The 21258-nt window shown below is 70.5% G+C and carries 20 protein-coding genes; 12 read left to right on the top strand and 8 right to left on the bottom strand.

The features are described from left to right. Positions 1-39: 39 nt before the first annotated feature. The 3 genes from murA (at position 40) to ACIRGB_RS35075 (ending at position 2886) form a co-directional block, all read left to right on the top strand. Positions 40-1359, top strand: a complete 1320-nt coding sequence (gene murA, locus ACIRGB_RS35085) for a UDP-N-acetylglucosamine 1-carboxyvinyltransferase (protein WP_403873571.1) — start codon at positions 40-42, stop codon at positions 1357-1359. Positions 1360-1427: 68 nt separating this feature from the next. Then, positions 1428-2579 carry a hypothetical protein gene (locus tag ACIRGB_RS35080; RefSeq protein WP_403873568.1) on the top strand — a complete coding sequence of 384 codons (1152 nt, stop codon included), beginning with the start codon at positions 1428-1430 and terminating at the stop codon, positions 2577-2579. Then, positions 2461-2886, top strand: coding sequence for a helix-turn-helix domain-containing protein (locus ACIRGB_RS35075; RefSeq protein WP_403873566.1), 426 nt, complete (start codon positions 2461-2463; stop codon positions 2884-2886). The genes ACIRGB_RS35080 and ACIRGB_RS35075 overlap by 119 nt, the downstream gene beginning before the upstream one ends. 46 nt (positions 2887-2932) lie before the next feature. Here the strand turns inward: ACIRGB_RS35075 and ACIRGB_RS35070 are convergent, their stop codons facing one another. The 5 genes from ACIRGB_RS35070 to ACIRGB_RS35050 all read right to left on the bottom strand — a co-directional run bounded on the left by ACIRGB_RS35070 (position 2933) and on the right by ACIRGB_RS35050 (position 8066). After that, a complete protein-coding gene (locus tag ACIRGB_RS35070; RefSeq protein ID WP_403873564.1) occupies positions 2933-4675 on the bottom strand; it encodes a relaxase/mobilization nuclease domain-containing protein in 1743 nt (580 codons plus the stop codon). A gap of 15 nt (positions 4676-4690) precedes the next feature. Then, on the bottom strand, positions 4691-5257 hold the full coding sequence (locus ACIRGB_RS35065) for a plasmid mobilization protein (RefSeq protein ID WP_403873627.1): 567 nt from the start codon (positions 5255-5257) through the stop codon (positions 4691-4693). Between the two features lie 156 nt (positions 5258-5413). Continuing rightward, positions 5414-6220: a DUF2637 domain-containing protein gene (locus tag ACIRGB_RS35060; RefSeq protein ID WP_403873561.1), complete on the bottom strand. Its 807-nt coding sequence runs from the start codon at positions 6218-6220 to the stop codon at positions 5414-5416. 207 nt (positions 6221-6427) lie between these two features. Further along, entirely contained in the window at positions 6428-7684 is a 1257-nt protein-coding gene (locus ACIRGB_RS35055; protein WP_403873558.1) for a DUF3631 domain-containing protein, read from the bottom strand. Positions 7685-7829: 145 nt separating this feature from the next. Next, positions 7830-8066, bottom strand: a complete 237-nt coding sequence (locus ACIRGB_RS35050) for an AlpA family transcriptional regulator (protein ID WP_224301088.1) — start codon at positions 8064-8066, stop codon at positions 7830-7832. Between the two features lie 420 nt (positions 8067-8486). Here ACIRGB_RS35050 and ACIRGB_RS35045 point away from each other — a divergent pair, with 420 nt between their 5' ends. Both ACIRGB_RS35045 and ACIRGB_RS35040 read left to right on the top strand, forming a co-directional pair. Next, positions 8487-8768, top strand: a complete 282-nt coding sequence (locus ACIRGB_RS35045) for a helix-turn-helix domain-containing protein (RefSeq protein ID WP_403873554.1) — start codon at positions 8487-8489, stop codon at positions 8766-8768. Position 8769: 1 nt separating this feature from the next. After that, complete coding sequence (locus tag ACIRGB_RS35040) at positions 8770-10092, top strand: tyrosine-type recombinase/integrase (RefSeq protein ID WP_403873624.1); 1323 nt, start codon at positions 8770-8772, stop codon at positions 10090-10092. A 67-nt stretch (positions 10093-10159) separates the two neighbouring features. On the opposite strand, the gene ACIRGB_RS35035 is transcribed toward ACIRGB_RS35040, so the two are convergent. Continuing rightward, the gene (locus tag ACIRGB_RS35035) at positions 10160-10786 is read right to left on the bottom strand and encodes a hypothetical protein (protein ID WP_171987336.1); all 627 of its coding nucleotides are present in this window, start codon (positions 10784-10786) and stop codon (positions 10160-10162) included. 306 nt (positions 10787-11092) lie between these two features. Here ACIRGB_RS35035 and hemL point away from each other — a divergent pair, with 306 nt between their 5' ends. The 7 genes from hemL to ccsB all read left to right on the top strand — a co-directional run bounded on the left by hemL (position 11093) and on the right by ccsB (position 18954). Beyond that, on the top strand, positions 11093-12409 hold the full coding sequence (gene hemL, locus ACIRGB_RS35030) for a glutamate-1-semialdehyde 2,1-aminomutase (RefSeq protein WP_403873550.1): 1317 nt from the start codon (positions 11093-11095) through the stop codon (positions 12407-12409). After that, on the top strand, positions 12406-13095 hold the full coding sequence (locus tag ACIRGB_RS35025) for a histidine phosphatase family protein (RefSeq protein ID WP_403873547.1): 690 nt from the start codon (positions 12406-12408) through the stop codon (positions 13093-13095). Before hemL ends, ACIRGB_RS35025 begins: the two co-directional genes overlap by 4 nt. 153 nt (positions 13096-13248) lie before the next feature. After that, the gene (locus ACIRGB_RS35020; RefSeq protein WP_403873544.1) at positions 13249-14550 is read left to right on the top strand and encodes a hypothetical protein; all 1302 of its coding nucleotides are present in this window, start codon (positions 13249-13251) and stop codon (positions 14548-14550) included. A 66-nt stretch (positions 14551-14616) separates the two neighbouring features. Continuing rightward, on the top strand, positions 14617-15297 hold the full coding sequence (locus ACIRGB_RS35015; protein WP_403873541.1) for a TlpA family protein disulfide reductase: 681 nt from the start codon (positions 14617-14619) through the stop codon (positions 15295-15297). Between the two features lies 1 nt (position 15298). Then, positions 15299-16069, top strand: a complete 771-nt coding sequence (locus ACIRGB_RS35010) for a cytochrome c biogenesis CcdA family protein (RefSeq protein ID WP_052839381.1) — start codon at positions 15299-15301, stop codon at positions 16067-16069. A 3-nt stretch (positions 16070-16072) separates the two neighbouring features. Continuing rightward, on the top strand, positions 16073-17815 hold the full coding sequence (locus ACIRGB_RS35005) for a cytochrome c biogenesis protein ResB (protein WP_403873538.1): 1743 nt from the start codon (positions 16073-16075) through the stop codon (positions 17813-17815). Then, positions 17812-18954: a c-type cytochrome biogenesis protein CcsB gene (gene ccsB / locus ACIRGB_RS35000; RefSeq protein ID WP_403873535.1), complete on the top strand. Its 1143-nt coding sequence runs from the start codon at positions 17812-17814 to the stop codon at positions 18952-18954. The genes ACIRGB_RS35005 and ccsB overlap by 4 nt, the downstream gene beginning before the upstream one ends. On the opposite strand, the gene ACIRGB_RS34995 is transcribed toward ccsB, so the two are convergent. Further along, complete coding sequence (locus tag ACIRGB_RS34995) at positions 18936-20339, bottom strand: condensation domain-containing protein (protein WP_403873532.1); 1404 nt, start codon at positions 20337-20339, stop codon at positions 18936-18938. The genes ccsB and ACIRGB_RS34995 overlap by 19 nt on opposite strands. Positions 20340-20506: 167 nt before the next feature. After that, positions 20507-21226 carry a TioE family transcriptional regulator gene (locus ACIRGB_RS34990; RefSeq protein WP_403873529.1) on the bottom strand — a complete coding sequence of 240 codons (720 nt, stop codon included), beginning with the start codon at positions 21224-21226 and terminating at the stop codon, positions 20507-20509. Positions 21227-21258 lie beyond the last annotated feature (32 nt).

Here is a 21258-nt window from a genome sequence, read left to right as displayed (position 1 = left end):
CATCACGAGATGGATAGCGCGACCTCCAAGGGGCGTCCGATGGCCACTGACCGCCACGCGTACCGCATCACCGGCGGAGTACCGCTGCGCGGCACTGTCGAGGCATCGGGAGCGAAGAACGCCGTAACCAAGGAACTCGTCGCCACGCTCCTGACCAACGAACCCTGTGTGCTGCACGGCGTACCACGCATTCTGGAGGTGGACATCGTCCTCGGCATGCTTGCCGAGCTGGGCACCGAGGTGACCTGGCTCGGCGAGCACACGGTGCGGGTCCACACGCCGAAGGCCATGAGCACGTCGTTGTCGTCCATGTACTCGGGCGTCAACCGGATCCCCATCCTGATGATGGGACCGCTGCTGCACCGCCGTGGCGAGGCGGTCGTGCCGCTGCCGGGCGGCTGCACCATCGGGAAGCGCCCCATCGACTTCCACCTCCAAGGACTGCATCAGATGGGCGCCGACACCGTGGACCGCCCCGGCTCCGTGAAGGTCAGCGCGAACCGGCTCACCGGCGCGCACGTCCAGCTGCCGTTCCCCTCGGTGGGTGCCACGGAGAACCTGCTCCTGGCAGCGGTCCTCGCCAAAGGGACGACGGTGATCTCCAACGCGGCCGTCGAACCCGAGATCGTCGACCTGGTGCTGATGCTCCAGAAGATGGGCGCCCTCATCACCATCGACACCGACCGCACACTCACCGTCGTCGGCGTCGACGCGCTCCGCGGCGTCGAGCACCGCACCGTGGCCGACCGCATCGAGATCGCCTCGTTCGCGGCAGCGGCTGTGGCGACGGACGGGCGCATCGAAGTACGCGGCGCCCGGCAGGACCACCTGATCACCTTCCTCAACGTCCTGCGCCACATCGGCGGCGACTTCACCGAAACCGAACACGGCCTGGAGTTCTTCCGGGGCGGGGAGCTGAGGGCCACCGACATCGAGACCGGAGTCCACCCCGGGTTCATGACCGACTGGCAGCAGCCCATCACCGTCCTGCTCACGCAGGCGAACGGCACCTCCGTCGTCCACGAGACCATCTACGAGGACCGCTTCGGCTACGCCGAACAGCTCCGCCGGGCCATGGGAGCCGAGATCGAGCTGACCACCCGGTGCCTGGGGGCTTCCGCCTGCCGCTGGCACAACCGGGACTTCCTGCACACCGCCAAGATCAGCGGACCGAGCAAGCTCAAGGCCGCCGACCTGACCATCCCCGACCTGCGCGCGGGCTTCGGCTACGTCCTCGCCGCCCTAGTCGCCGACGGCACCAGCACGATCAGTGGCACCCGCTACCTGGAACGCGGCTACGAGGAGCCCGTCGCCAAGCTGGCCGCTGTCGGCGCGCGCATCACCACCCAACCCGTCTGACCATCCGCACCGTCCGCCGGTCCACAGCCAGGCGGTCGGCGTGGATCCGGCCCGAGAGGACCCAGCCCGTGCGCACTCCCGTACCGAGCCTGCCTACGCAACGCATCTGGGAACCCGTCATCGACCAGCACGAAACCTGGCTGGCGGTCAATCCGGTCCAGGGGTGCCCGAAGGCGTGCGGCTACTGCTACCTGCGCGACCGCGAGCAGACCCTCGTCAAACCGACCGAGCTGGCGACCCCGCGACAGACGGCCGAGTTGCTCAAGGCCAGCCCCTTCTTCCACCCGCAGGCCGTGCTCGCCCTCTACACCTGCACCGACGCCTTGTCGACGCCGCGTACCCGAGCGCACCTCGTCGCCCTGCTCGACGAACTGGTCGGCATGGGCTTACGCAACCCGGTGTGCCTGATCACGAAGTGCGCCGTCACGGACGAGGTCGCCGACGCCATCTCCGACGCACGGGCGGCCGGTGTCCCCGTCATCGTGTACCTCAGCTACTCGGGCCTGGGGCCCGACATCGAGCGCGGCATCGACCACGAGGCGCTCCGCGCCACGTTCCGGCGCCTGCACGTGCGCGGCATCCCTGTCATCCACTACTGGCGCCCACTGATGCCGGCGAACGCCGCCCCTGAAATCATCACCCGTGTCCTGGACTGGGCTGCCCGGTACTCGATCTGCACCGTCGCGGTGGGCCTGAAGGTCAAACGCGGTGCCCGCGGGCAGATGACCGAACTGTGGCCCGCACTCGGCTCCGAGGATCTCCCCCTCGAATCGGCGGATGCCGTGTGGCCCCGACAGACCTGGGACCTTCTGGAGACGCTCCCCACCCGCTACCCCGCCCACCCCATCTTCCAGACCAACTCCTGCGCATTGGCTCACGTACTGCGGCGCTCAGACATCCACGGGGTTCACGCCAGCCCGACGTGCGCCGCCAACCACTGCCCGGCCGACCAGCGCGCACGGTGTGCCTCCGCCGTTCCGCCGCCGGTCACCAACGACGACGTTCGAAGCAGCCTCGTATGGCTCGGCGTGCCCGCGATCGGCTCCGTCGACTGGAACGCCGAGCATCGGACCGCCACCGTCCAGGGAGCCCTCAGCATCCGTGACCGCAACAACGTCTCCCAGCGGCTCGTCATCTCGGTCCGGGCCTCGCGCGACAACGCCGACCGCTACTGGTCCGGCCGCCTCGAAGGAAGCCAGCCACTCGTCATCGACTCATAGCAACTGCGGCGGATCGCTGAAGCATCCGGGCGCACCAGCCACATCTCCGGGACAGGAATCCGCCCCCGCGGGCGGCTCCACGTGCATCAAGACAGAGCTGGCCCGCCTGCTCCTCGCCCTGCGGACCGAACGTGGTTGGTCCGTGTACGACGTCGAACAGCGCAGCGGTGTCAGCCGTTCGACGCTGTCACGGATGGAACGGGCGGTGACCGACCCGACGGTGACCATGCTCGCTGCGGTGAGCCGAGCGTACGGCTACCCTGCCTCGCGCCTCCTCGCAGAAGCCGAGGATCGCGGTTGGCCGTGATTCTTTGCGTGGTCCTGCCCGTGATGCGTGCCGGTACCCGTCGCACTCACCGGTACGTACGCGTTGCCTCCTCCCCGCTGTGGCGCTTGCCGGGCACGGAGGGCTCGATCGTCGTCCTGCCCGGGGTGGAGCGGCTCCCTGCCGCGCTGGTCTCGGGCAGGTGGGAGGCGTCGGCGGGCAGGTCGGCTGTTCGCCGTATCCGCCACACGAGCACATCGCTGATGGAGCCCGCGCTGCCGAGTTCGCGGCGCTCGGTAACGTCGGAGAGGAGGGCGGCTGGGTCGTGGCCGGCGGCTTCGGCCTCCGTGATGGTCGCGGCCAAGGCGTACCAGCCGGGCTCGGCGAGGATCTGCTCGACCAGCTCCGGCAACGTCTCGCGCAGCAGCACGGTCTGCCGCTGGAGCATCGGCCGGCTCAGGCGCCGACCTCGTTGGTAGAGCACACCGAGGGGTTGCGCGGAGGCGGTCTGGTAGGCGGTGCGCAGGTGTTCGGCGGCCCGGGTGGCGGCCCCGACCTGCTGAACGTGTCCCTTTCTGGCGTGCCAGCGCGCGGCGGCGGTGATGAGGAAAATCAGCATGTCGATCGCCATCGCCGTGGTGGCGCCGTCTTCACCGCGGCCGAGGGCCGGCCCGCCGTGGACGAGGTCCCGTGCGGCCTGCCGCAGTGCTTGGTCGTGCCCGCGTACGGCGCGGACGTGGGAGCGGGAGGCCCGCTCGAAGGCCGCCGCGGCGTCACGCAGGTTGCGGCGGGTGTGGGCAGCGGACGTCTTCGCGAGGGCGTCCAGGACTTCGCCAGCCGCAGCGATGTGGGCGGCAGCGACCGCATCGTCGCCGTGCTCGACGACGAGTACGGCCTGCCACGTGGCCGATGCCGTCCTGCGGCGGGCGGAGGCCGGGGCGCCCGGCGCCGTACGGGGTGCTTCCTCTTGCCGGGTAGCAGGCGTTTCCTGGGCGTCGCCGGACCAGCGCTCCCGGATGCGGGGCAGGGAGAGATCGGGGGCGAGGCGCGCGCCTGGGTAGAAGACCGGTTCGCCGTCCCTGTTGAGGTCGTCCGGCAGAGCGACCTTGTAGCCGATTAGGTCTCCAGAGGGCGCGGCCCGCTTGCGGATCAGAAGGCCGGCGGCGGCGAGCCGGTCGAAGAACTCCTCGTCGCTCCTCGCGCCAGTCACCGCGCGGCGTACCGCTTCCCGCAGTTCCTCACGGGCGGTGCGTTCGCGGCCCTGGCGCTTGGCCTTGTGGCGCTCGGCGCTGGTGGGCCGCTTCGCGCCGGTGCCGTCACCCTTGTTCAAGCGGCGCAGGCCGAGTTCCGCTTCGAGCGCGCGGGCCTGGGCCTGGACGCGGAGGGCATCGTGATCGAGGTCGGGGTTGAACCCGTCCTCGCGTACGAGGGTGGCGATGATGTGGATGTGGTCGTCAGCGTGCCGGACCGCGGCCCATCGGCATCCGGCACCTTGCTGGGGGTCGTCGATGCCGGCGGCGGCCACCATGCGTCGGGCGACCTCGCCCCATTCCTCGTCGCTCAGAAGTCGGTCTTCTTTGGCATTGCGGACCGATAGGTGCCAGACATGCTTCTTGGGCCGATCAGCCTGTTCGACGTTCTCGACGGGTTGGTCGAGGAGGTTCTGGAGCTGTTTGAGTGTGGCGGACGGGTCGCGGCCGGGGTCGGGGGCGTTGTCATCCCAGGAGGCGACCAGGTGCGGGTCGGTGTGCTCTTCGAACTTGCCGGGTCCATAGAGGTAATAGAGAAGGCCGATGGTGCGCTGTCCGCGCTTTTGGATCCTGGGGATCATGCGGGTGATGGGGTCCTAGTCCTGGTGGAGGAGCCGGTCGGTGGCGTGCTGGACGCGCTGGACGGCGCGGTCGGTGGCCGCGATGACCACGTCGAGTTCGGCCGGGTGCCCTCCGGCGTTGATCGCTCGGGCGATCTGGTTCAAGTTGCTGCCGACGTGGCCGAGGTGCCGGCGGGCGGCGAAGAACTCGGCGATGACCTCGCGCTCGCCGGCGACGGCACTCGAGGTCCGTTCGAGGTCGCGAGAGGCCGAGAGGGCAGCGCGGGCGAGGAAGCCTGCGAGGGTGAGGCCGGCGGCCTTCGCGCCGGCAGTCACGAGGGCGAGTTCGTCGTCGCTGAAGCGGGTGTTGCGGACGTGCGGACGCTGGCGACGCTGGTACTTGCGGCGGCGCGTACGCGGCTGCTCGGGTCTGTCCTGTGTCCCCTGTGGCTGCGATCCGCCCTCGGTCGCAGCCTCCTCGTCTGGCGTCCCCCGGCGCCGGACGAGCCCCTGCCCCTCAGAGGCAGGGGAGCCCTTGGATACTCCGCTCAAGGCGGAGTATCCAAGGGGATAACTTGCTGGCTGGGTGACGCTTGTGGTCATCTCCCGCTGTCCGAAGGGCAGCTCACGTCGGGCTTCGCGCATCGGGGCAGTCCTTACTAGGAGTCGGCGGACGGGAAGTTCCTGGGGCGGCTGGCTCCGCCCTTTGGCCACTCGCTGAGCAGCGCGATGTCGGGCGGTACCGACCGGTCAGCTGCGCTAGGGGACGCGCTCGGGCGTACGGTCGAGTTCGGCCTGCAGGCGGCGTGTGATCTCGGTGAGTCGGTCTTTGCCGACGGGGTGACCCTGGGCTCGGATCGCCGCTTCGACGTGGCGGCGGGAGATACGTCCTTGGCGGCCCAGAGGCGCGGCGCGGCCGAGAGCCAGGAGCGTTTCCGTGGAGACGCTGGGCTGCCGGCCCTTGATCGGGCTGTGCGGCTGACGCGTCTCCGCCACTTCGGCCGGAGGGTCCGCCACGTCCGCGATGTCTTCCGCCACAACTCCGGGCCGTGCTTGTGCCGCGCCCTTCGAGGCATCGGCCGTGTCGCTGTTCAGAGCGGGCCGCAGCACGTTCTCGACGTGAGTGTGGCGCTGAGCGCTGACCGGTTCAGCCGAGTGCCGTCCGGTGGGATGACGGCGTATGACGAGATCCAGGTGGACGGCTCCGGCGAGCGCGAGCGGGGCGATGGCCGACAGGGCGCCGACGGTGACGTCGTCCAGGTGGAGCCCGGCGGCGTCGCTCTCCTGGTTCAGACGGACGGCGTGCAGGGCGTTCGCCCAGATGCTCGTGATGGTGGCGATGCCAACCAGGGCCCAGACGTAGAGGCGAGATCGCCAGGGCGCGGCTCGCAGGATGAGCAGGGCCGCGACGCCGATGGCGATGAACCCGTCGATCACGAGCGGGAAGGCGTACGTCAGCACTCCGCGGATGTGGATGGCCACTGCCATCTGCCGCAGGGCGTCGTACGAGAGGGCGAAGCCGATCGTGCCGACCAGAGCGACCCCCAGGCGGATCGCGGCGGTCATCATCGGTACTGGGCTCGCGGTGGTGCGCACAGGCAAGCGGGTGCTCCAAGCGGGGAGGGCTGGTGGGCAGAGAGGTGGCGGACCCGTCGCACCCGTCGCACGGCTGGTCAGAGCAGGTACGGGTGATCGTCGTGGTACGAGACGACTCGTCGCAGCGACGACACCCGTCACGGGGTTGACCTGCGATGCGACGGGTGCGACGAGTCTTTACGGGTGCGGGTCCGGGCCTGTCGGGGCGCTCTCGTCACCGTTCTCGGAGGCGGACTCCTCCGGGCAGTACCGCGCCCAGGCGTCGGTGAAGCGGAGGCGTGCGAAGCCCTTGGCCTGCCTGCCGCCCTCGAAGCGGAGGGTGGCGGCCTTGATGTCGAAGTCCTTCAAGAGGAGCCCAAGGTGGCGTGGGCTGAGGCCGGTGGTGCCGTACTCGGCCCACGGAGCCTCTTGGTCCTTGAGAAGCTCCTCCAGCAAATCCCGGGTGCGCATGATGTCCGGGTCGCCGCAGCGGGCGAAGGCGCGCCGGATGTCCTGCAGCAGGCGGGTCTTGAGATTGGACTCGTCGTCCTTGTCCGCCTCGGCTGCGCACATGGCCGCGCAGGCTGCGCGCACGTCCTCGGGCCAGGTGCCTCCCGCCAGCTCCGCGACGATCACGAGCGGTTCCCAGGTGTCCGCCGCGCGGTCCTGTACCGGCATCCGCGGTACCAGGTCCTCGGCGGTGTCCAGGAGCGGACGGAGCCATGCCTCCAAGCGGTCCCGCAGAGCGTGCAAGGCTGGGATGTCGCGGCGGGAGCGGAACTGTTCGACGCGCTCTCCGTCCTTGCGGCGCTGCATGCGGATCACCACCGCCCGGTCCATGACGGTGTCCGGCAGGGCGCCGATGCCGGCCAGCGCGGCCATGGCGAAGGTGGGGAACTTCCGCGTCTTGTGCTCGGGACCGGAGATCCGCAGGGCGGGCCGGTTGCGCTGATGCCCGGCGTTGAGCAGGCCGCGCAGTTCCTCGTTCTTCTCTGCGGCCTTGACGCTGCCGAAGATGGTGTCGGCCTCGTCCACCAGCAGAGTGGGCGGGTCGTCACCGATGGCGCGGAAGACGACAGCCGGGCTGGTGTTCACGGTGATCAACGGGTCGTGCGCCGTCTCCGTGATCACGTCCAGCAGGCGGGACTTGCCACACCGCTTCGCCGGTCCGACCACCGCCAGGCGCGGTGCGTGCTGCAGTGCCGGCTGGATGTGCGTGGCCGCCACCCACAGCGTGACGGCGGTCAGCGCGTCACCGCTGGGCAGGATCACGTATCGGGCGATCGCCGCCCGGAGCTCGTCCAGCAGCGCTGCGCCCTCGTTGGCGCTGTACGGCTGGTCACCCCCGGAGGACGGGGGATCGGTCGTATCGCCCTGGCCGGGGACGGCCACGGGTGGCCAAGGCAGAGGGCTGGCGGGTGCGGTGGGGGTCGGAGAGGTCGTAGATTCGTCCACAGGCGTTCCTCCCTGGTGGGCCGGACGGGCAAGGTCCGGACTCACCGAGACAGATCGTTTTCTGGCAAGGGGCGATGAGGGCAGGGACCGCGCGGCTCCCGGCGGTGGCTCGCCGGGAGCCGCTTCGCTTTCCCGTGTGGTGGCCTCAGACGGCGAGGTCGTACGCGGCCTGGGCGTTCAGCCAGGCGTCCACCTCGGCCCAGCGGTAGCGCAGGTGGCGGCCGACCTTGTGCACGTTCGGGCCGATGCCCCGGTACTTCCACTGGTAGAGCGTCTTGACCGGCACTCCGAGGTACTCGGCGACTTCCGCCGGGGCGGCCAGGGGGCCGCGTCGGTTGGCGTCGGCAGCGGTGTGGGCAGGACGGGGGGAAAGGCTCGGCATAGGGCTCCCTTTTCGGTTTCGGACAACTGCGTGGACAACACAGCCACACCCTGGGCGGAGAAGTCCAGAGTTGGTTCTAGAAGGCTCCAGAAGTCCCCGTCGGTGAGTACGGGAGGCAATACCGTAAGGGCGAATTGGCGGTTGACCAAAAAATCGGTGCCAGGGTGACGGGCTGTTCGTAAGCCCAGGTGGCGACCCATCGGCGATGGGTGCAGTCAGCTACACTGCGCTCGCTTCCGGCGCGTGGAATCGGTGGCGCAGCCTTCCGGTGCCGTGTGTCAGGAATTGGTCGGGAGGATTATTGATCCGGCGGGACGCGACTTCTGTAGAGTTTAAGAACCAACTCTTGCCAAAGGCTTCGGCTGCAAGTTACAGCTACCTGTTATGGCAACTCGACCTCTCGAAATAGGCCCCGCCGGCTTGCATACCGCCCGCGCCATCGAGCGCACGCGGCTGGCGCTCGGCCTCACCCAGCATCAACTGGCTGCCCGCTGCACGGCGATGGGCCGCCCGATGACCAACACCGTGCTCAGCCGCACCGAGCGTGCCCATCGACGTTGCGACATCGACGACCTCGTCGTGATCGCCGAAGCCCTCGGTGTTCGTGCGACGGCTCTGCTGCCTGCCGGGGTCTGCCCCGCCCACCCTCGCCACACCGAAGTGGACCTCTGCTGCCGTGCCCAGGGGGTCCTCCTTGGCTGACGTGTACGACCGCTGGCATAAGTCCCATCCCAAGCCGGACGAGACCCAGTGCAGCGAGCACAAGAGCCGCACCCGGCGGATGGTCCCGACCTCTGACCACGGGACCGGGAAGCGCTGGCAGGTCCGGTACCGGGACCTGGAAAGCCACCAGCGCAAGGAGAACTTCCACACGAGGGCAGAAGCCGACAAGCGTGCGGCCGAGGTCGACGTCGAGATCCGGAGCGGCAGCTACGTCGTTCCCGCCGAGACGAAGCAGACGCTCGGCGCCTACGCCCAGAAGTGGCTCGACGCGAACTCGGTCGGCCCGACCACGGCCCTCCGCTACGAGGCCACCGTCCGCAATCACATCGTCGCCCATCTTGGCCGGCGAGAGCTGCGGTCCCTGAACAAGCCCTCGGTCGTTCAGGGCTGGATTCGCACGCTGCAGGACGGCGGCTTCGAGGTGTCGACGATCGAGGGCATCTTCGACATCCTCTCCAGCATCCTCGGCATGGCCGTGGAGGACGGGCTGCTGCCGAAGAACCCGTGCAAGTCGAAGTCGGTCAAGCTGCCGACCGCGACCAAGAAGAAGATCGTCCCTTGGTCCCTGGAGCGTGTGCGTGCCGTCATCGCCGGGTTGCCCGAGCGCTTCCAGGCAGGCGGCAAGATCGCCTTCGGGTGCGGTCTGCGCCAAGGGGAGGTCTTCGGGTTCGCCGTCGAGGACATTGACTTCAAGGGCGGCTGGATCCACGTCAACCGGCAGGTGCGGCTCGTCGGCACAAAGCCGGTGTTCGCTCTGCCCAAGGGCAACCGGATCCGGTCAGTGCCGCTGCCAGCTCAGCTGGCCGCAGCCCTCAAGGCCCACATGGCGCGATTCCCGCCCACGGCGGTCACGCTGCCCTGGGCGAAGCCCGACGGCGAGCCCAAGACCTTCCGGCTGCTTTTCGCCGACGAGAAGGGCCGGGCGTACAACCGCAGCGTCTTCAACATGGGTGCCTGGAAGCGAGCCCTGGTCGCCGCCGGCGTGATTCCTCCCCGCGGGCGCGGGGCGAGGTACCTCCAGGCGGCCCGGGAGGACGGCATGCACGCCCTCCGGCACGCGTACGCTTCCGTGCTCCTGGACGCGGGGGAGAGCATCAAGGCACTTTCCGAGTACCTGGGCCACTCAGACCCGGGCTTCACGCTCCGGACGTACACACACCTGCTGCCGTCCAGCGAGAGCCGGACCCGCAAGGCGATAGACGACGCCTTCACCGGCGCGGAGCCGTCGGAAACCGGAGAGCCGCAGGGCACATCACCACCCCCAGCAAAACCAATGTGCCCTCAATGTGCCCTGGCCGCCTGACGGCCCCTCCTCGGCACGAAAATGGGCGAGGCCCGAAGACCCCGCCCGAACTCCACGAAATCCCAGCTCAGGGCCACACCAGGCAGTACGGCTGATGCCCCGCCTCGTGCAGTCGGTGCGAGAAGTCCTGCCACTCGTGCAGCAGTTGGTACACGTTGAACGCGTCGCGCGGGCCGCCTCGGTCCGGGACCGTGGACCATATGAAGGCCGCCGCGCCGACCGCCTCCTCGCCGATGCCGCGCAGGGGGTCGACCACGGTCATCGGGAGCTTCACGACCGCGTAGTCGGGGTGCAGGACGACCAGCTCCAGCGGGGGGACCTTGTGCAGGGGGACGCCCTCGATGCCGGTGAGGACCATGGCGGCCATGGTCTCCGGCTTGATCTTGGTGAACATGCCGTTCATCCCGAGCTCGTCGCCGCCCAGCTCCTCGGGGCGCATCGAGATCGGGACGCGGGCCGCGGTCGCGCCGTCGGGCGCGCCGAAGTACTTGTAGGTCACCCCCACCCGACCACCATTCCTGCTCCCCGCCCCCAGTCGGCCGGCCCGCCCGTCGAGCCGGTCGGGCTCGCCCGGTGTGCCGTGTGTCTGACGTGCTTCGGACGCTTCCTCCGCCTCGCGTCGGTGCCTTCCCCGCCGGGCACGTCGAGGACCCAGGTCGTCGGTCCCCTCGCCCAGTCCGCCACCGCGATGCATATCTCCACCCGACTGCTTTTCTAGGACGCGTGGCCCCCGCCGCGCAACCCGATCATCGTGTCAGTGACCTCCCCCACGGCCGCTCGCCGAAACGTGCGCTGAAACATATGTCCGTCATGTGTGTGCGGGACGGCCGGGAGCCGCGCCCGCGCGCCCGGATGAGCTGCGTGGATGGGCTCCAGTCTGGCAGACGGCACGGCGTTCGGGGCGGTTGTCTACCCTTGTCGAAGTCACCCTGGGCAACCTGACGCCGCGCAGGGTCCGATACGTCGGAGAAGGTCGAGAAGGTCGGAGAAGTCGCAGGTCATGAGCGAACTGGCATATCCATACGAAGCACCGGCCTCGCAGGCTCTGTTCGACCGCGCGGCGGCCGTCACGCCCGGCGGCGTGAACTCCCCGGTGCGCGCCTTCCGCGCCGTCGGCGGCACGCCCCGGTTCATGGTGTCCGGCACGGGGCCGTACCTGACGGACGCGGACGGGCGTGAGTACGTCGACCTCGTGTGCTCCTGGGGGCCGATGATCCTCGGGCACGCGCACCCCGAGGTGATCGCCGCCGTGCAGGAGGCCGTGGCCCGCGGCACGTCCTTCGGTACGCCCGCCGAGGGCGAGGTCGCGCTCGCCGAGGCGATGGTCGAGCGGGTCGCGCCGCTGGAGGAGGTCCGGCTCGTGTCCAGCGGGACCGAGGCCACCATGTCCGCCATCCGGCTCGCCCGCGGGTTCACGCAGCGCACCAAGGTGATCAAGTTCGCCGGGTGCTACCACGGGCACGTCGACTCGCTGCTCGCCGCCGCGGGCTCCGGCGTCGCCACCTTCGCGCTGCCCGACACCCCCGGCGTCACCGGCGCCCAGGCGAGCGACACGATCGTGCTGCCGTACAACGACCTGGAGGCCGTGCACGCCGCCTTCGCCGCCCACCCCGGCGAGATCGCCTGCGTGATCACGGAGGCGTCGCCCGGCAACATGGGCGTCGTGCCGCCGCTGCCCGGGTTCAACCAGGGGCTCAAGGACGCCTGCGCCGCGAACGGCGCGCTGTTCGTGTCCGACGAGGTCATGACCGGGTTCCGGACCAGCCGCGCCGGGTGGTACGGCGTCGAGGGCGTCGTACCCGATCTGATGACCTTCGGGAAGGTCATGGGCGGTGGGTTCCCCGCCGCCGCGTTCGGCGGGCGCGCCGACGTCATGGCGCACCTCGCCCCGGCCGGGCCCGTCTACCAGGCCGGCACCCTCTCCGGGAACCCGGTCGCCACCGCCGCCGGGCTCGCCCAGCTGAGGCTCCTCGACGACGCGGCCTACGAGAAGGTCGACGCCGTGTCCGCGCAGATCCAGTCGCTCGTGACCGAGGCGCTCGCCAAGGAGGGTGTCGCGCACCGGGTGCAGACCGCCTCCAACATGTTCTCCGTGTTCTTCACCGACCGGCCGGTCCGCGACTACGAGGACGCGAAGGCGCAGGAGTCCTTCCGGTTCACCGCCTTCTTCCACTCCCTCCTCGCCAACGGCGTCTACCTGCCGCCGTCCTCCTTCGAGTCCTGGTTCGTGTCCACCGCCCACGACGAGCGGGCCGTCCAGCGCATCGCCGACGCCCTCCCGGCGGCGGCCCGCGCGGCTGCGGAGGCGACGGCATGAGCCACGAGAACAACGAGGAGCTGACCGTCGTCCACGTCATGCGGCACGGCGAGGTCGAGAACCCCACCGGCGTCCTGTACGGGCGGCTCCCCGGCTACCACCTCTCCGAGCTGGGCCGGCGCATGGCCGAGCGGGTCGCCGAGCACCTCGCGCCCCGCGACGTGACCTACGTCGTCGCCTCCCCGCTGGAGCGGGCGCAGGAGACGGCCACCCCGATCGCCAAGACGCACGGGCTCGACCTCGACACCGACGCGCGCCTGATCGAGGCCGCCAACGTCTTCCAGGGCAAGACCTTCGGCATCGGCGACGGCGCCCTGCGCCGGCCCGCCAACTGGAAGCACGTGGTCAACCCGTTCAAGCCGTCCTGGGGCGAGCCCTACGTCGACCAGGTCGTGCGGATGAAGGGCGCGATCGACGCCGCCCGCGACCGGGCCCGCGGGCACGAGGCCGTGGTCGTCAGCCACCAGCTGCCGATCTGGACCCTGCGGTCGTACGTCGAGCGGCGGCGGCTGTGGCACGACCCGCGCAAGCGGCAGTGCACGCTGGCGTCCCTGACGACGTTCACCTACCGGGGCGACCGGATCGTGTCCGTCGGCTACACCGAGCCCGCCCGCGACCTGGTCCCGGCCCACCTCCTCGCGGGGGCCAAGCCCGCGAAGGGGCAGGGGAAGGCGTACGGGGCCTGAGGGGCCCGAGGGGCTGAGGGACCCGAGGGGCTGACGGCCACCGCGCCCGAGCCCACTCCGGCTGTTACTCAACTCGCACATGTTTCCGGAACCCGCACGTTCGTCGCGTCCTCTGACCTAGTGACCACCAAGGACGCGACGAACGAGGTTGCGATGCGCACTTCCAACCGCACTCTCACCCGCAGGGGGATACTCGGACTCGGCGCGGGAGCCGCGGCGGCGGCCGGGCTCGCGGGCTGCGGCACCGGTTCCCACTCCGCGTCGGGCGGCTCGCACCAGGCCGGGGACGCCGGGAAACCGTCGCCCTCCGGCAGCAGCAAGGCCCCGGCGAAGCCCATCGGCGACGGCTCCACGTCGTACACCGGCAAGCAGCCGCACCAGCCGGACGCCCCCGTGCCGCTGGAGCCCGGCCAGACGCCGCCGCAGTTCGTCGTCTTCTCCTGGGACGGGGCGGGGGAGGTCGGCAACGGGCTCTTCCCGCGCTTCCTCGACCTCGCCCAGGAGCACGGCGCGCACATGACGTTCTTCCTCTCGGGCCTGTACCTGCTGCCCGAGTCGAAGAAGCGCCTCTACGACCCGCCGAACAACCCGCGCGGCGCCTCCGACATCGGGTACCTCACCGACGAGCACATCAAGGCGACGCTGAAGAACGTCCACCGGGCCTGGCTGGACGGGCACGAGATCGGCACCCATTTCAACGGCCACTTCTGCGGGGGCGGCGGCAGCGTCGGCAACTGGACGTCCGCGCAGTGGCGCAGCGAGATCGACCAGGCGAAATCCTTCGTCAAGGAGTGGAAGACCAACAGCGGCTGGACCGACCTGCCCGCCCTGCCCTTCGACTACGACAAGGAACTCGTCGGCGGCCGCACGCCCTGTCTGCTCGGCCAGGACCACCTGCTGCCCACCGCCCGCGAGCTGGGCTGGCGCTACGACGCCTCCTCGCCCGGCGGGCGTCAGGTGTGGCCGGTGAAGAAGGACGGCATCTGGGACTTCCCGTTGCAGCAGATACCTTTCCCCGGCCACTCCTTCGAGGTCCTCTCGATGGACTACAACATCCTCGCCAACCAGTCGGTGAACTCCACCAAGGCCCCCGCCCACAACTACCCCGGCTGGCGCGACCAGGCCACGAAGGCGTACATATCCGGCTTCAAGCGGGCGTACGAGACGAACCGGGCGCCCTTCTTCATCGGCAACCACTTCGAGGAGTGGAACGGCGGCATCTACATGGACGCCGTGGAGAACGCCCTCAAGCACATCGCGCGGGAGAAGGAGAAGGGCGAGGACATCCGGCTGGTCTCCTTCCGCCAGTTCACCGACTGGCTGGACGTGCAGAAGCCGGAGGTGCTCGCCAAGCTGCGGACCGTCGAGGTGGGGCAGCAGCCGGCCGGCGGCTGGAACGCCTTCCTCAAGGACAGCTCCTCCGCGGGCTCGACACCCCCCGGGAACGCCGCCTGAAATGCGGGTTTCCGGCCGCGAGGGGGGTGCGCAAGATCCTCGGAACGGACATGCGAAACTTTTCACATGAGTGCCGCCAGCCGCGCCCCCCTGCGCTCGAACCGCACGAACCGCACCGCCGACCGCACCGCCGACGCCCGCGTCCGCACCCGTAGCCGGGCCGTCCGGGCCGCCGTCGGGGCGGCCGCCGCGGCACTGCTGGTGTCCGCGTGCGGCTCCGGCGGCACCTCGGGCGGCGGCGGCCAGACCGGCTTCATCACCGGCTCGGACGGCATCGCCACCGCGAAGCAGGGCGAGCGCGCCGACGCCCCCGAACTGTCCGGCAAGACCGTCGACGGCGGACAGCTCGACGTCGCCGACTACAAGGGCAAGGTCGTCGTCCTCAACGTCTGGGGCTCGTGGTGCCCGCCCTGCCGCGCCGAGGCCAAGAACTTCGAGAAGGTGTACCAGGACGTCAAGGACCAGGGCGTCCAGTTCGTCGGCATCAACACCCGCGACACCTCCACCGGCCCGGCCCGCGCCTTCGAGAAGGACTACGGGGTCACCTACCCGAGCCTGTACGACCCGGCGGGCAGGCTGATGCTCCGCTTCGAGAAGGGCACCCTCAACCCCCAGGCCGTCCCCTCCACGCTCATCATCGACCGGGACGGCAAGGTCGCCGCGCGCACCCTCCAGGCGCTCAGCGAGGAGAAGCTGCGCACGATGCTCGCGCCGTACCTCGCCGACGACGGCAAGCCGGAGAAGTGACGTGTCCGCAGTGACCACCCTCGCCGCCGAGGGCTACAACGGCACGGTGCTGAACGGCGCCCTCCTCGTGGCCCTCCCCATCGCGCTGCTCGGCGGCCTGGTCTCCTTCTTCTCGCCCTGCGTCCTGCCGCTCGTCCCCGGCTACCTCTCCTACGTGACCGGCGTCACCGGCACGGACCTCGGCGAGGCCCGGCGCGGCCGGATGGTCGCCGGAGCCTCCCTCTTCGTCCTCGGCTTCACCGCCGTCTTCGTCTCCAGCGGTGCGCTCTTCGGCTACTTCGGCTCCACGCTCCAGGAGGAACGCGGCACCCTGACCAAGGTGCTCGGCGTGCTCATGATCCTCATGGGCGTCTTCTTCGTCGGCCTCATGCCCTGGTTCACCCAGCGCGAGTTCCGCTTCCACAAGCGCCCCGTGACCGGCCTGGTCGGCGCGCCACTGCTGGGCGCGCTGTTCGGCATCGGCTGGACGCCCTGCATCGGCCCGACCCTCGCGTCCGTCCTCGCGCTCTCCGCCGACCAGGGCACCGCAGGGCGCGGCGCCATACTGACCGTCGCGTACTGCGTCGGCCTCGGCGTGCCCTTCGTGCTCGCCGCGATCGCCTTCCGCAAGGCGCTCGGCGCCTTCGGCTGGATCAAGCGCCACTATGTCTGGGTGATGCGGATCGGCGGCGCCATGATGATCGCGACCGGCGTGCTGCTGCTGACCGGCGCGTGGGACAGCATCGTGCAGGACATGCAGACCTGGTCCAACGGCTTCACTGTAGGGATCTGACCGATGAGCAACGCCACCGCGGGCAAGACCCCGACGACCGACGAGGAACAGAGCCTCGGCGCGGCCGGCTCCCAGCTGTCCACCGCCCCCGCGGAGGAGGCCCCGAACCTCCCCTCGCTCGGCGTGATCGGCTGGGCCCGCTGGTTCTGGCGCCAGCTCACCTCGATGCGCGTCGCGCTGATCCTGCTCCTGCTGGTGTCGCTGGGCGCGATCCCGGGCTCGCTGATCCCGCAGGACGGCATCGACGCCGTGAAGGTCGAGGAGTTCCGCCGCAACCACGACATCCTGGCGCCGGTCTACGACAAGCTCGGCCTCTTCCACGTCTACAGCTCGGTGTGGTTCTCCGCGATCTACATCCTGCTGTTCGTCTCCCTCATCGGCTGCATCGTCCCGCGCACCTGGCAGTTCGTCGGCCAGCTCCGCGGCCGCCCGCCCCGCGCCCCCCGGCGCCTAGACCGGCTGCCCGCCTACACCACCTGGCGCACCGCCGCCGAGCCCGAGGAGGTCCGCGAGGCCGCGCTGAAGCTGCTGAAGAAGCGCCGCTTCCGTGCGGACGCGGACCCCGCCGGTGACGCCGTCGCGGCCGAGAAGGGCTACCTGCGGGAGGTCGGCAACCTCGCCTTCCACATCGCGCTGATCGTGCTGCTGACCGCCTTCGCCTGGGGCCAGCTGTTCAAGTACGAGGGCAACAAGCTGGTCCTGGAGGGTGACGGCTTCTCCAACACCCTCACCCAGTACGACGACTTCAAGTCCGGGAACCTCTTCGACGCGGACCACGACCTGGCACCCTTCAGCTTCACCCTGAAGGACTTCCACGGCACCTACGAGGCGACCGGCCCCAACCGCGGCACCCCGCGCGTCTACGAGGCCAAGGTCACCTACAGCGAGGGCGCCGGCGGCACCGAGAAGACGAAGACCGTCGAGGTCAACAAGCCGCTGCACGTCGACGGCTCCAAGGTGTACCTCGTCAGCCACGGCTACGCCCCCATCCTCACCGTCAAGGACGCCAAGGGCGACGTGGTGATGGACAAGCAGGCTGTGGCGCTGCTGCCGCTGGACGGCAACGTCACCTCCTCCGGCGCCGTCAAGGTCATGGACGGCTACCGCAACGCCAAGGGCGAGAAGGAGCAGCTCGGCTTCAACGCGTTCTTCCTGCCGACCTACGGCGGCAAGGGCAGCACGATGCTCTCCACCTTCCCGGCACTGATGAACCCGATGCTCGCGCTCTCCGCCTACCACGGCGACCTCGGCGTCGACGCGGGCATCCCGCAGAGCGTCTACCAGCTCGACAAGACCAACCTGGAGGAGTTCAAGGACTCCGACGGCAAGCTGTTCAAGCAGCAGCTCAAGGTCGGCGACACCATGACCCTCCCGAACGGTGCCGGCTCGGTCACCTTCAACGGCGTGCAGGAGTGGGCCGGCTTCCAGGTCACGCAGCAGCCCGGCAGCGGCTGGGCGCTCGGCGGTGCCGTCGTCGCCATCCTCGGCCTGGCCGGCTCCCTGTTCATCCAGCGCCGCCGCGTCTGGGTGCGGGCCGTGCGCGGCGCCGACGGCGTCACCGTCGTGGAGATGGCCGGGCTCGGCCGCAGCGAGTCCGCGAAGGTCCCCGAGGAACTGGGCGACCTCGCCGCCGTCCTGTACGAGCGGGCACCCGCCGCGCCCGACTCCTCCGCCGCGCCCGACAACGACGACACCCCCGATTCCCCCGACACCCACGTCGTACCTGCCGAAGGGGCTGAGAAGTGACTCTCGCCGCCGCAACCGAGTTGGCCGCCGCGACCAACGAGCATCTCGCGAACGTCAGCAACACGCTGATCTACTCCTCGATGGCCGTCTACACACTGGCCTTCTTCGCGCACATCGCCGAGTGGCTCTTCGGCAGCCGCAGCAAGGTCGGCCGCACCGCCGCCGCGCTCACCGACGGCACGGCCGCGGCCAAGGCGGGCGCCAAGGCCGGTCCGGCCGTCACCGTGAAGAAGGCCGGCGGCACCGCCGTACTGGAGCGCCCCGCGGTCGTCGTACGGTCCGCGACCGGCACCCGCGACGTGCCCGACGGTCCCGGCGCGCACGGCGGCACCGAGAAGGGCGACCTGTACGGGCGGGTCGCCATCTCGCTCACGGTGCTCGCCTTCGCCATCGAGGCGGGCGGCGTCCTCACTCGCGCCCTGTCGGTGGAGCGGGCGCCGTGGGGCAACATGTACGAGTTCAACATCACGTTCACGACGGTCGCCGTCGGCGTGTACCTCGCGCTGCTCGCCCTGAAGAAGAACGTCCGCTGGCTGGGCCTGCCCCTGACCACCACGGTCCTGCTCGACCTCGGCCTCGCCGTCACGGTCCTCTACACCGCCAGCGACCAGCTCGTCCCGGCCCTGCACTCGTACTGGCTGTACATCCACGTCTCCACGGCGATCTTCTGCGGCGCGGTCTTCTACGTCGGCGCCGTCGCCACGATCCTGTACCTCTTCAAGGACAGCTTCGAGAACAAGCTCGCCTCCGGCGGCACCCCCGGCCGCTTCGCCAACTCGGTCCTGGACCGGCTGCCCGCCGCCGCCACCCTCGACAAGTTCGCCTACCGCGTCAACGCCGCCGTCTTCCCGCTGTGGACCTTCACGATCATCGCGGGCGCCATCTGGGCGGGCGACGCCTGGGGCCGCTACTGGGGCTGGGACCCCAAGGAGACCTGGTCCTTCATCACCTGGGTCGCCTACGCCGGCTACCTGCACGCCCGCGCCACCGCCGGCTGGAAGGGCCGCAAGGCCGCCTACCTGGCCCTGGTCGCCTTCGGCTGCTGGCTGTTCAACTACTACGGCGTCAACATCTTCGTCTCCGGCAAGCACTCCTACGCCGACGTGGGCCTCGGCGCCCTTCAGTCGGTCGGCTTCTGACCGACGCTCCTGACGACGTCCCGCAGCCGCTCGACGTACAGCCGCAGGTTCTTGTGGGCGACATCGGTGTCCGGGTAGCGGCTGGCGAACCACAGGCCCTCCGGGAGCCGGGTCACCCAGGCGCACACCTGGTCGCCGTAGGAGACCCGGAGCAGCGCGTACGCCGACCGGTCCGGCCAGCTGTCCGCGCCCGGGACGTCCCGGGCGTCGACGTACGACACGATCGAGTACAGGTCGGGTGAGGTCGGCCGGAAGTCCGTGCCGAGCAGGCGCAGCACCCGGTCGATCGGCATGCGGGACATCCGCCGGTTGGCCTGGAGCTCGGCGCGGACGGCGCGCAGGGCGCCGGGGAAGTCGTGGGCCCTCTCCGCCGGGACCTCGATCGGCGCCCCGCCCACGTACCAGCCGACGGACTCCGCCCACTGCGAGCGCGACCGGGTGTGGAAGGGCACGACGGTGCGGTAGACCGGCTCGCCGCCGATCTCGTGGACGATCAGCGCGGTCGCGGCCAGCACGCCGACCAGGCTGCCGCCGTAGGGACGGCAGTACGCCTCGAACGCGGCGGCGTCGGCCGCGTCCACCAGCGGCTCCCGCAGCAGCCGCTGCTCGGGCAGCGCGCCGCCGGGCCGGACGCCGAGGTCGACGGGGAAGGACGGCAGCCGCCCGTCGCAGCGCCGGATGAACTCCCGCCAGCGGGCGACGATGTCGTGGTCGCCGTCGATCCGGTCCGCGTCCGCCCGCTCGGCCTCGCAGAAGTCGACGTACGAGCCGACCCGGGGCGGCGGCACGGTCCGCCCCGCGACGCCCGCGGAGTACAGCTCGCCGACCTCGGCGGGGATGCGGTAGATGGAGTACGCGTCGACGTTGCTGTGGTCGAAGGCCATGTAGACGCTGACGCCGTCGTCGCGGACCACCGCCGTGTAGATGAGGTTCGGCCAGCGCAGCGCGTCCGCGACCCGGTCGAAGCGGTCCTGGAGGTGCCGGGCGAGGTCCGCCGCGTCCGGGAAGTCGCCGACGTCCTCGCGGTGCAGGGCCACGGCGTCCGCGTCCAGCGTGAACCGGCGCATCGTGTCCCCGCCCTCGCCGCCCCACCGGAACCCGCTGCGCAGCGTCTCGTGCCGCAGGGTCCAGGCGCGCAGCGCCTCCTGGAGCACGTCGAGGTCGACCGGGCCCGGGATGTCGAAGGCCGCGCCGAGCCAGGTCGGCACGAACAGGCCGTCCTCGCGCACCGACCGTGCCGTCCGGATGTGCGACTCCTGGATGTACGCGGGTGGTCGCGTGTCCTCGGGCAGCGCCGCCGCGATGTCGAGCGTCGCGGGACTGAGCGTCCACTCGACGAGGCGCCCGGGCCGGATCTCGCAGCGCTGGATGTCGGTCATTCGCACGAGGGGGTCTCCGTTCGCAGATGTACAGACCCGACCAAGGGAATGCCGTATATACGGCCGCGCACCTGGTGTGTCGGCACTGTTCAACGGAACGGATGGCCTCTCGAACGCCGATCCGGCCCCGGGGCGGCGGCCTCTTCACCCTTCCCCCGTGCCGCCTTCACCCGTCACCCCAGGTACGCGTGCAGGGCCGCCGCGCCCGCCAGCATCGCCCGGGTCCGCGCGGTGAGGGCCCGCCCGCGTGCCTCGACCGCCGCCCGCAGGGCCTCGCTGCTCCCCTCCCGCCGCAGGTCCTCCAGGACGGGCCGGATCCGGTCGAAGAGGTGGTGACTGCGGCGCAGCGCGCGCACCACCCGCGCGTCCCGCACGTCGGCGGGCCCGTACACGCGGTACCCGGTGCCGTGCTCCCGCCCGGGCACGAGCAGCCCCGCCTCCTCCCACACCCGCAGCGCGGACGTCCGTACGCCGATCAGCGCGGCCACCTCGCCGATGCGCAGCCCGCGCTGTCCGTCGCCGGGACGGGGTGGGGGCGGGGCGGTCTCCCGGCCGGTCAGCGCCTCCAGCGCCTCGCCGGCGGCCCGCAGCGACGCCCGCTCCTCGTACAGCCCCGCGTGCGCGGCGTCCACCAGGGCGAGGGCGGCGGCCACGTCCCCGTCGTGCACCGCCCGCATGACCCGCGTCGCCGTCACCGTCCCGTAGCCCGGCTGCAACGCCCGGTACGTCAGCAGCGCGTCCCGGTGCCGCTCGCCGAAGACCCGGTACCCGGCGTCGGTCCGCCCGGCCGGGGGCAGGACACCGGCGTCCTCGTAGTTGCGGATCTGCTGCGTCGACAGCCCGGCCGCACGGGCCAGGTCGACGGTACGCAGGCGCCGCTCGCCGTTCCTCATCCGGCGCAGCCTATGCGGGGACGGCGGGCCCA

The sequence above is a fragment of the Streptomyces sp. NPDC102490 genome (genome assembly GCF_044765285.1).
In the GTDB taxonomy this organism is placed as follows: Bacteria; Actinomycetota; Actinomycetes; order Streptomycetales; family Streptomycetaceae; genus Streptomyces.
This window is presented reverse-complemented; position numbering and strand designations above follow the sequence as displayed.

Coding starts and splice junctions, on each gene's coding strand:
- murA (WP_403873571.1), top strand. CDS start 40: ATGGCCACTGACCGCCACGCGTACCGCATCACCGGCGGAGTACCGCTG.
- ACIRGB_RS35070 (WP_403873564.1), bottom strand. CDS start 4,675: ATGATCCCCAGGATCCAAAAGCGCGGACAGCGCACCATCGGCCTTCTC.
- ACIRGB_RS35065 (WP_403873627.1), bottom strand. CDS start 5,257: ATGACCACAAGCGTCACCCAGCCAGCAAGTTATCCCCTTGGATACTCC.
- ACIRGB_RS35060 (WP_403873561.1), bottom strand. CDS start 6,220: ATGACCGCCGCGATCCGCCTGGGGGTCGCTCTGGTCGGCACGATCGGC.
- ACIRGB_RS35050 (WP_224301088.1), bottom strand. CDS start 8,066: ATGCCGAGCCTTTCCCCCCGTCCTGCCCACACCGCTGCCGACGCCAAC.
- ACIRGB_RS35035 (WP_171987336.1), bottom strand. CDS start 10,786: ATGCATCGCGGTGGCGGACTGGGCGAGGGGACCGACGACCTGGGTCCT.
- hemL (WP_403873550.1), top strand. CDS start 11,093: ATGAGCGAACTGGCATATCCATACGAAGCACCGGCCTCGCAGGCTCTG.
- ACIRGB_RS35025 (WP_403873547.1), top strand. CDS start 12,406: ATGAGCCACGAGAACAACGAGGAGCTGACCGTCGTCCACGTCATGCGG.
- ACIRGB_RS35020 (WP_403873544.1), top strand. CDS start 13,249: ATGCGCACTTCCAACCGCACTCTCACCCGCAGGGGGATACTCGGACTC.
- ACIRGB_RS35015 (WP_403873541.1), top strand. CDS start 14,617: ATGAGTGCCGCCAGCCGCGCCCCCCTGCGCTCGAACCGCACGAACCGC.
- ACIRGB_RS35005 (WP_403873538.1), top strand. CDS start 16,073: ATGAGCAACGCCACCGCGGGCAAGACCCCGACGACCGACGAGGAACAG.
- ACIRGB_RS34990 (WP_403873529.1), bottom strand. CDS start 21,226: ATGAGGAACGGCGAGCGGCGCCTGCGTACCGTCGACCTGGCCCGTGCG.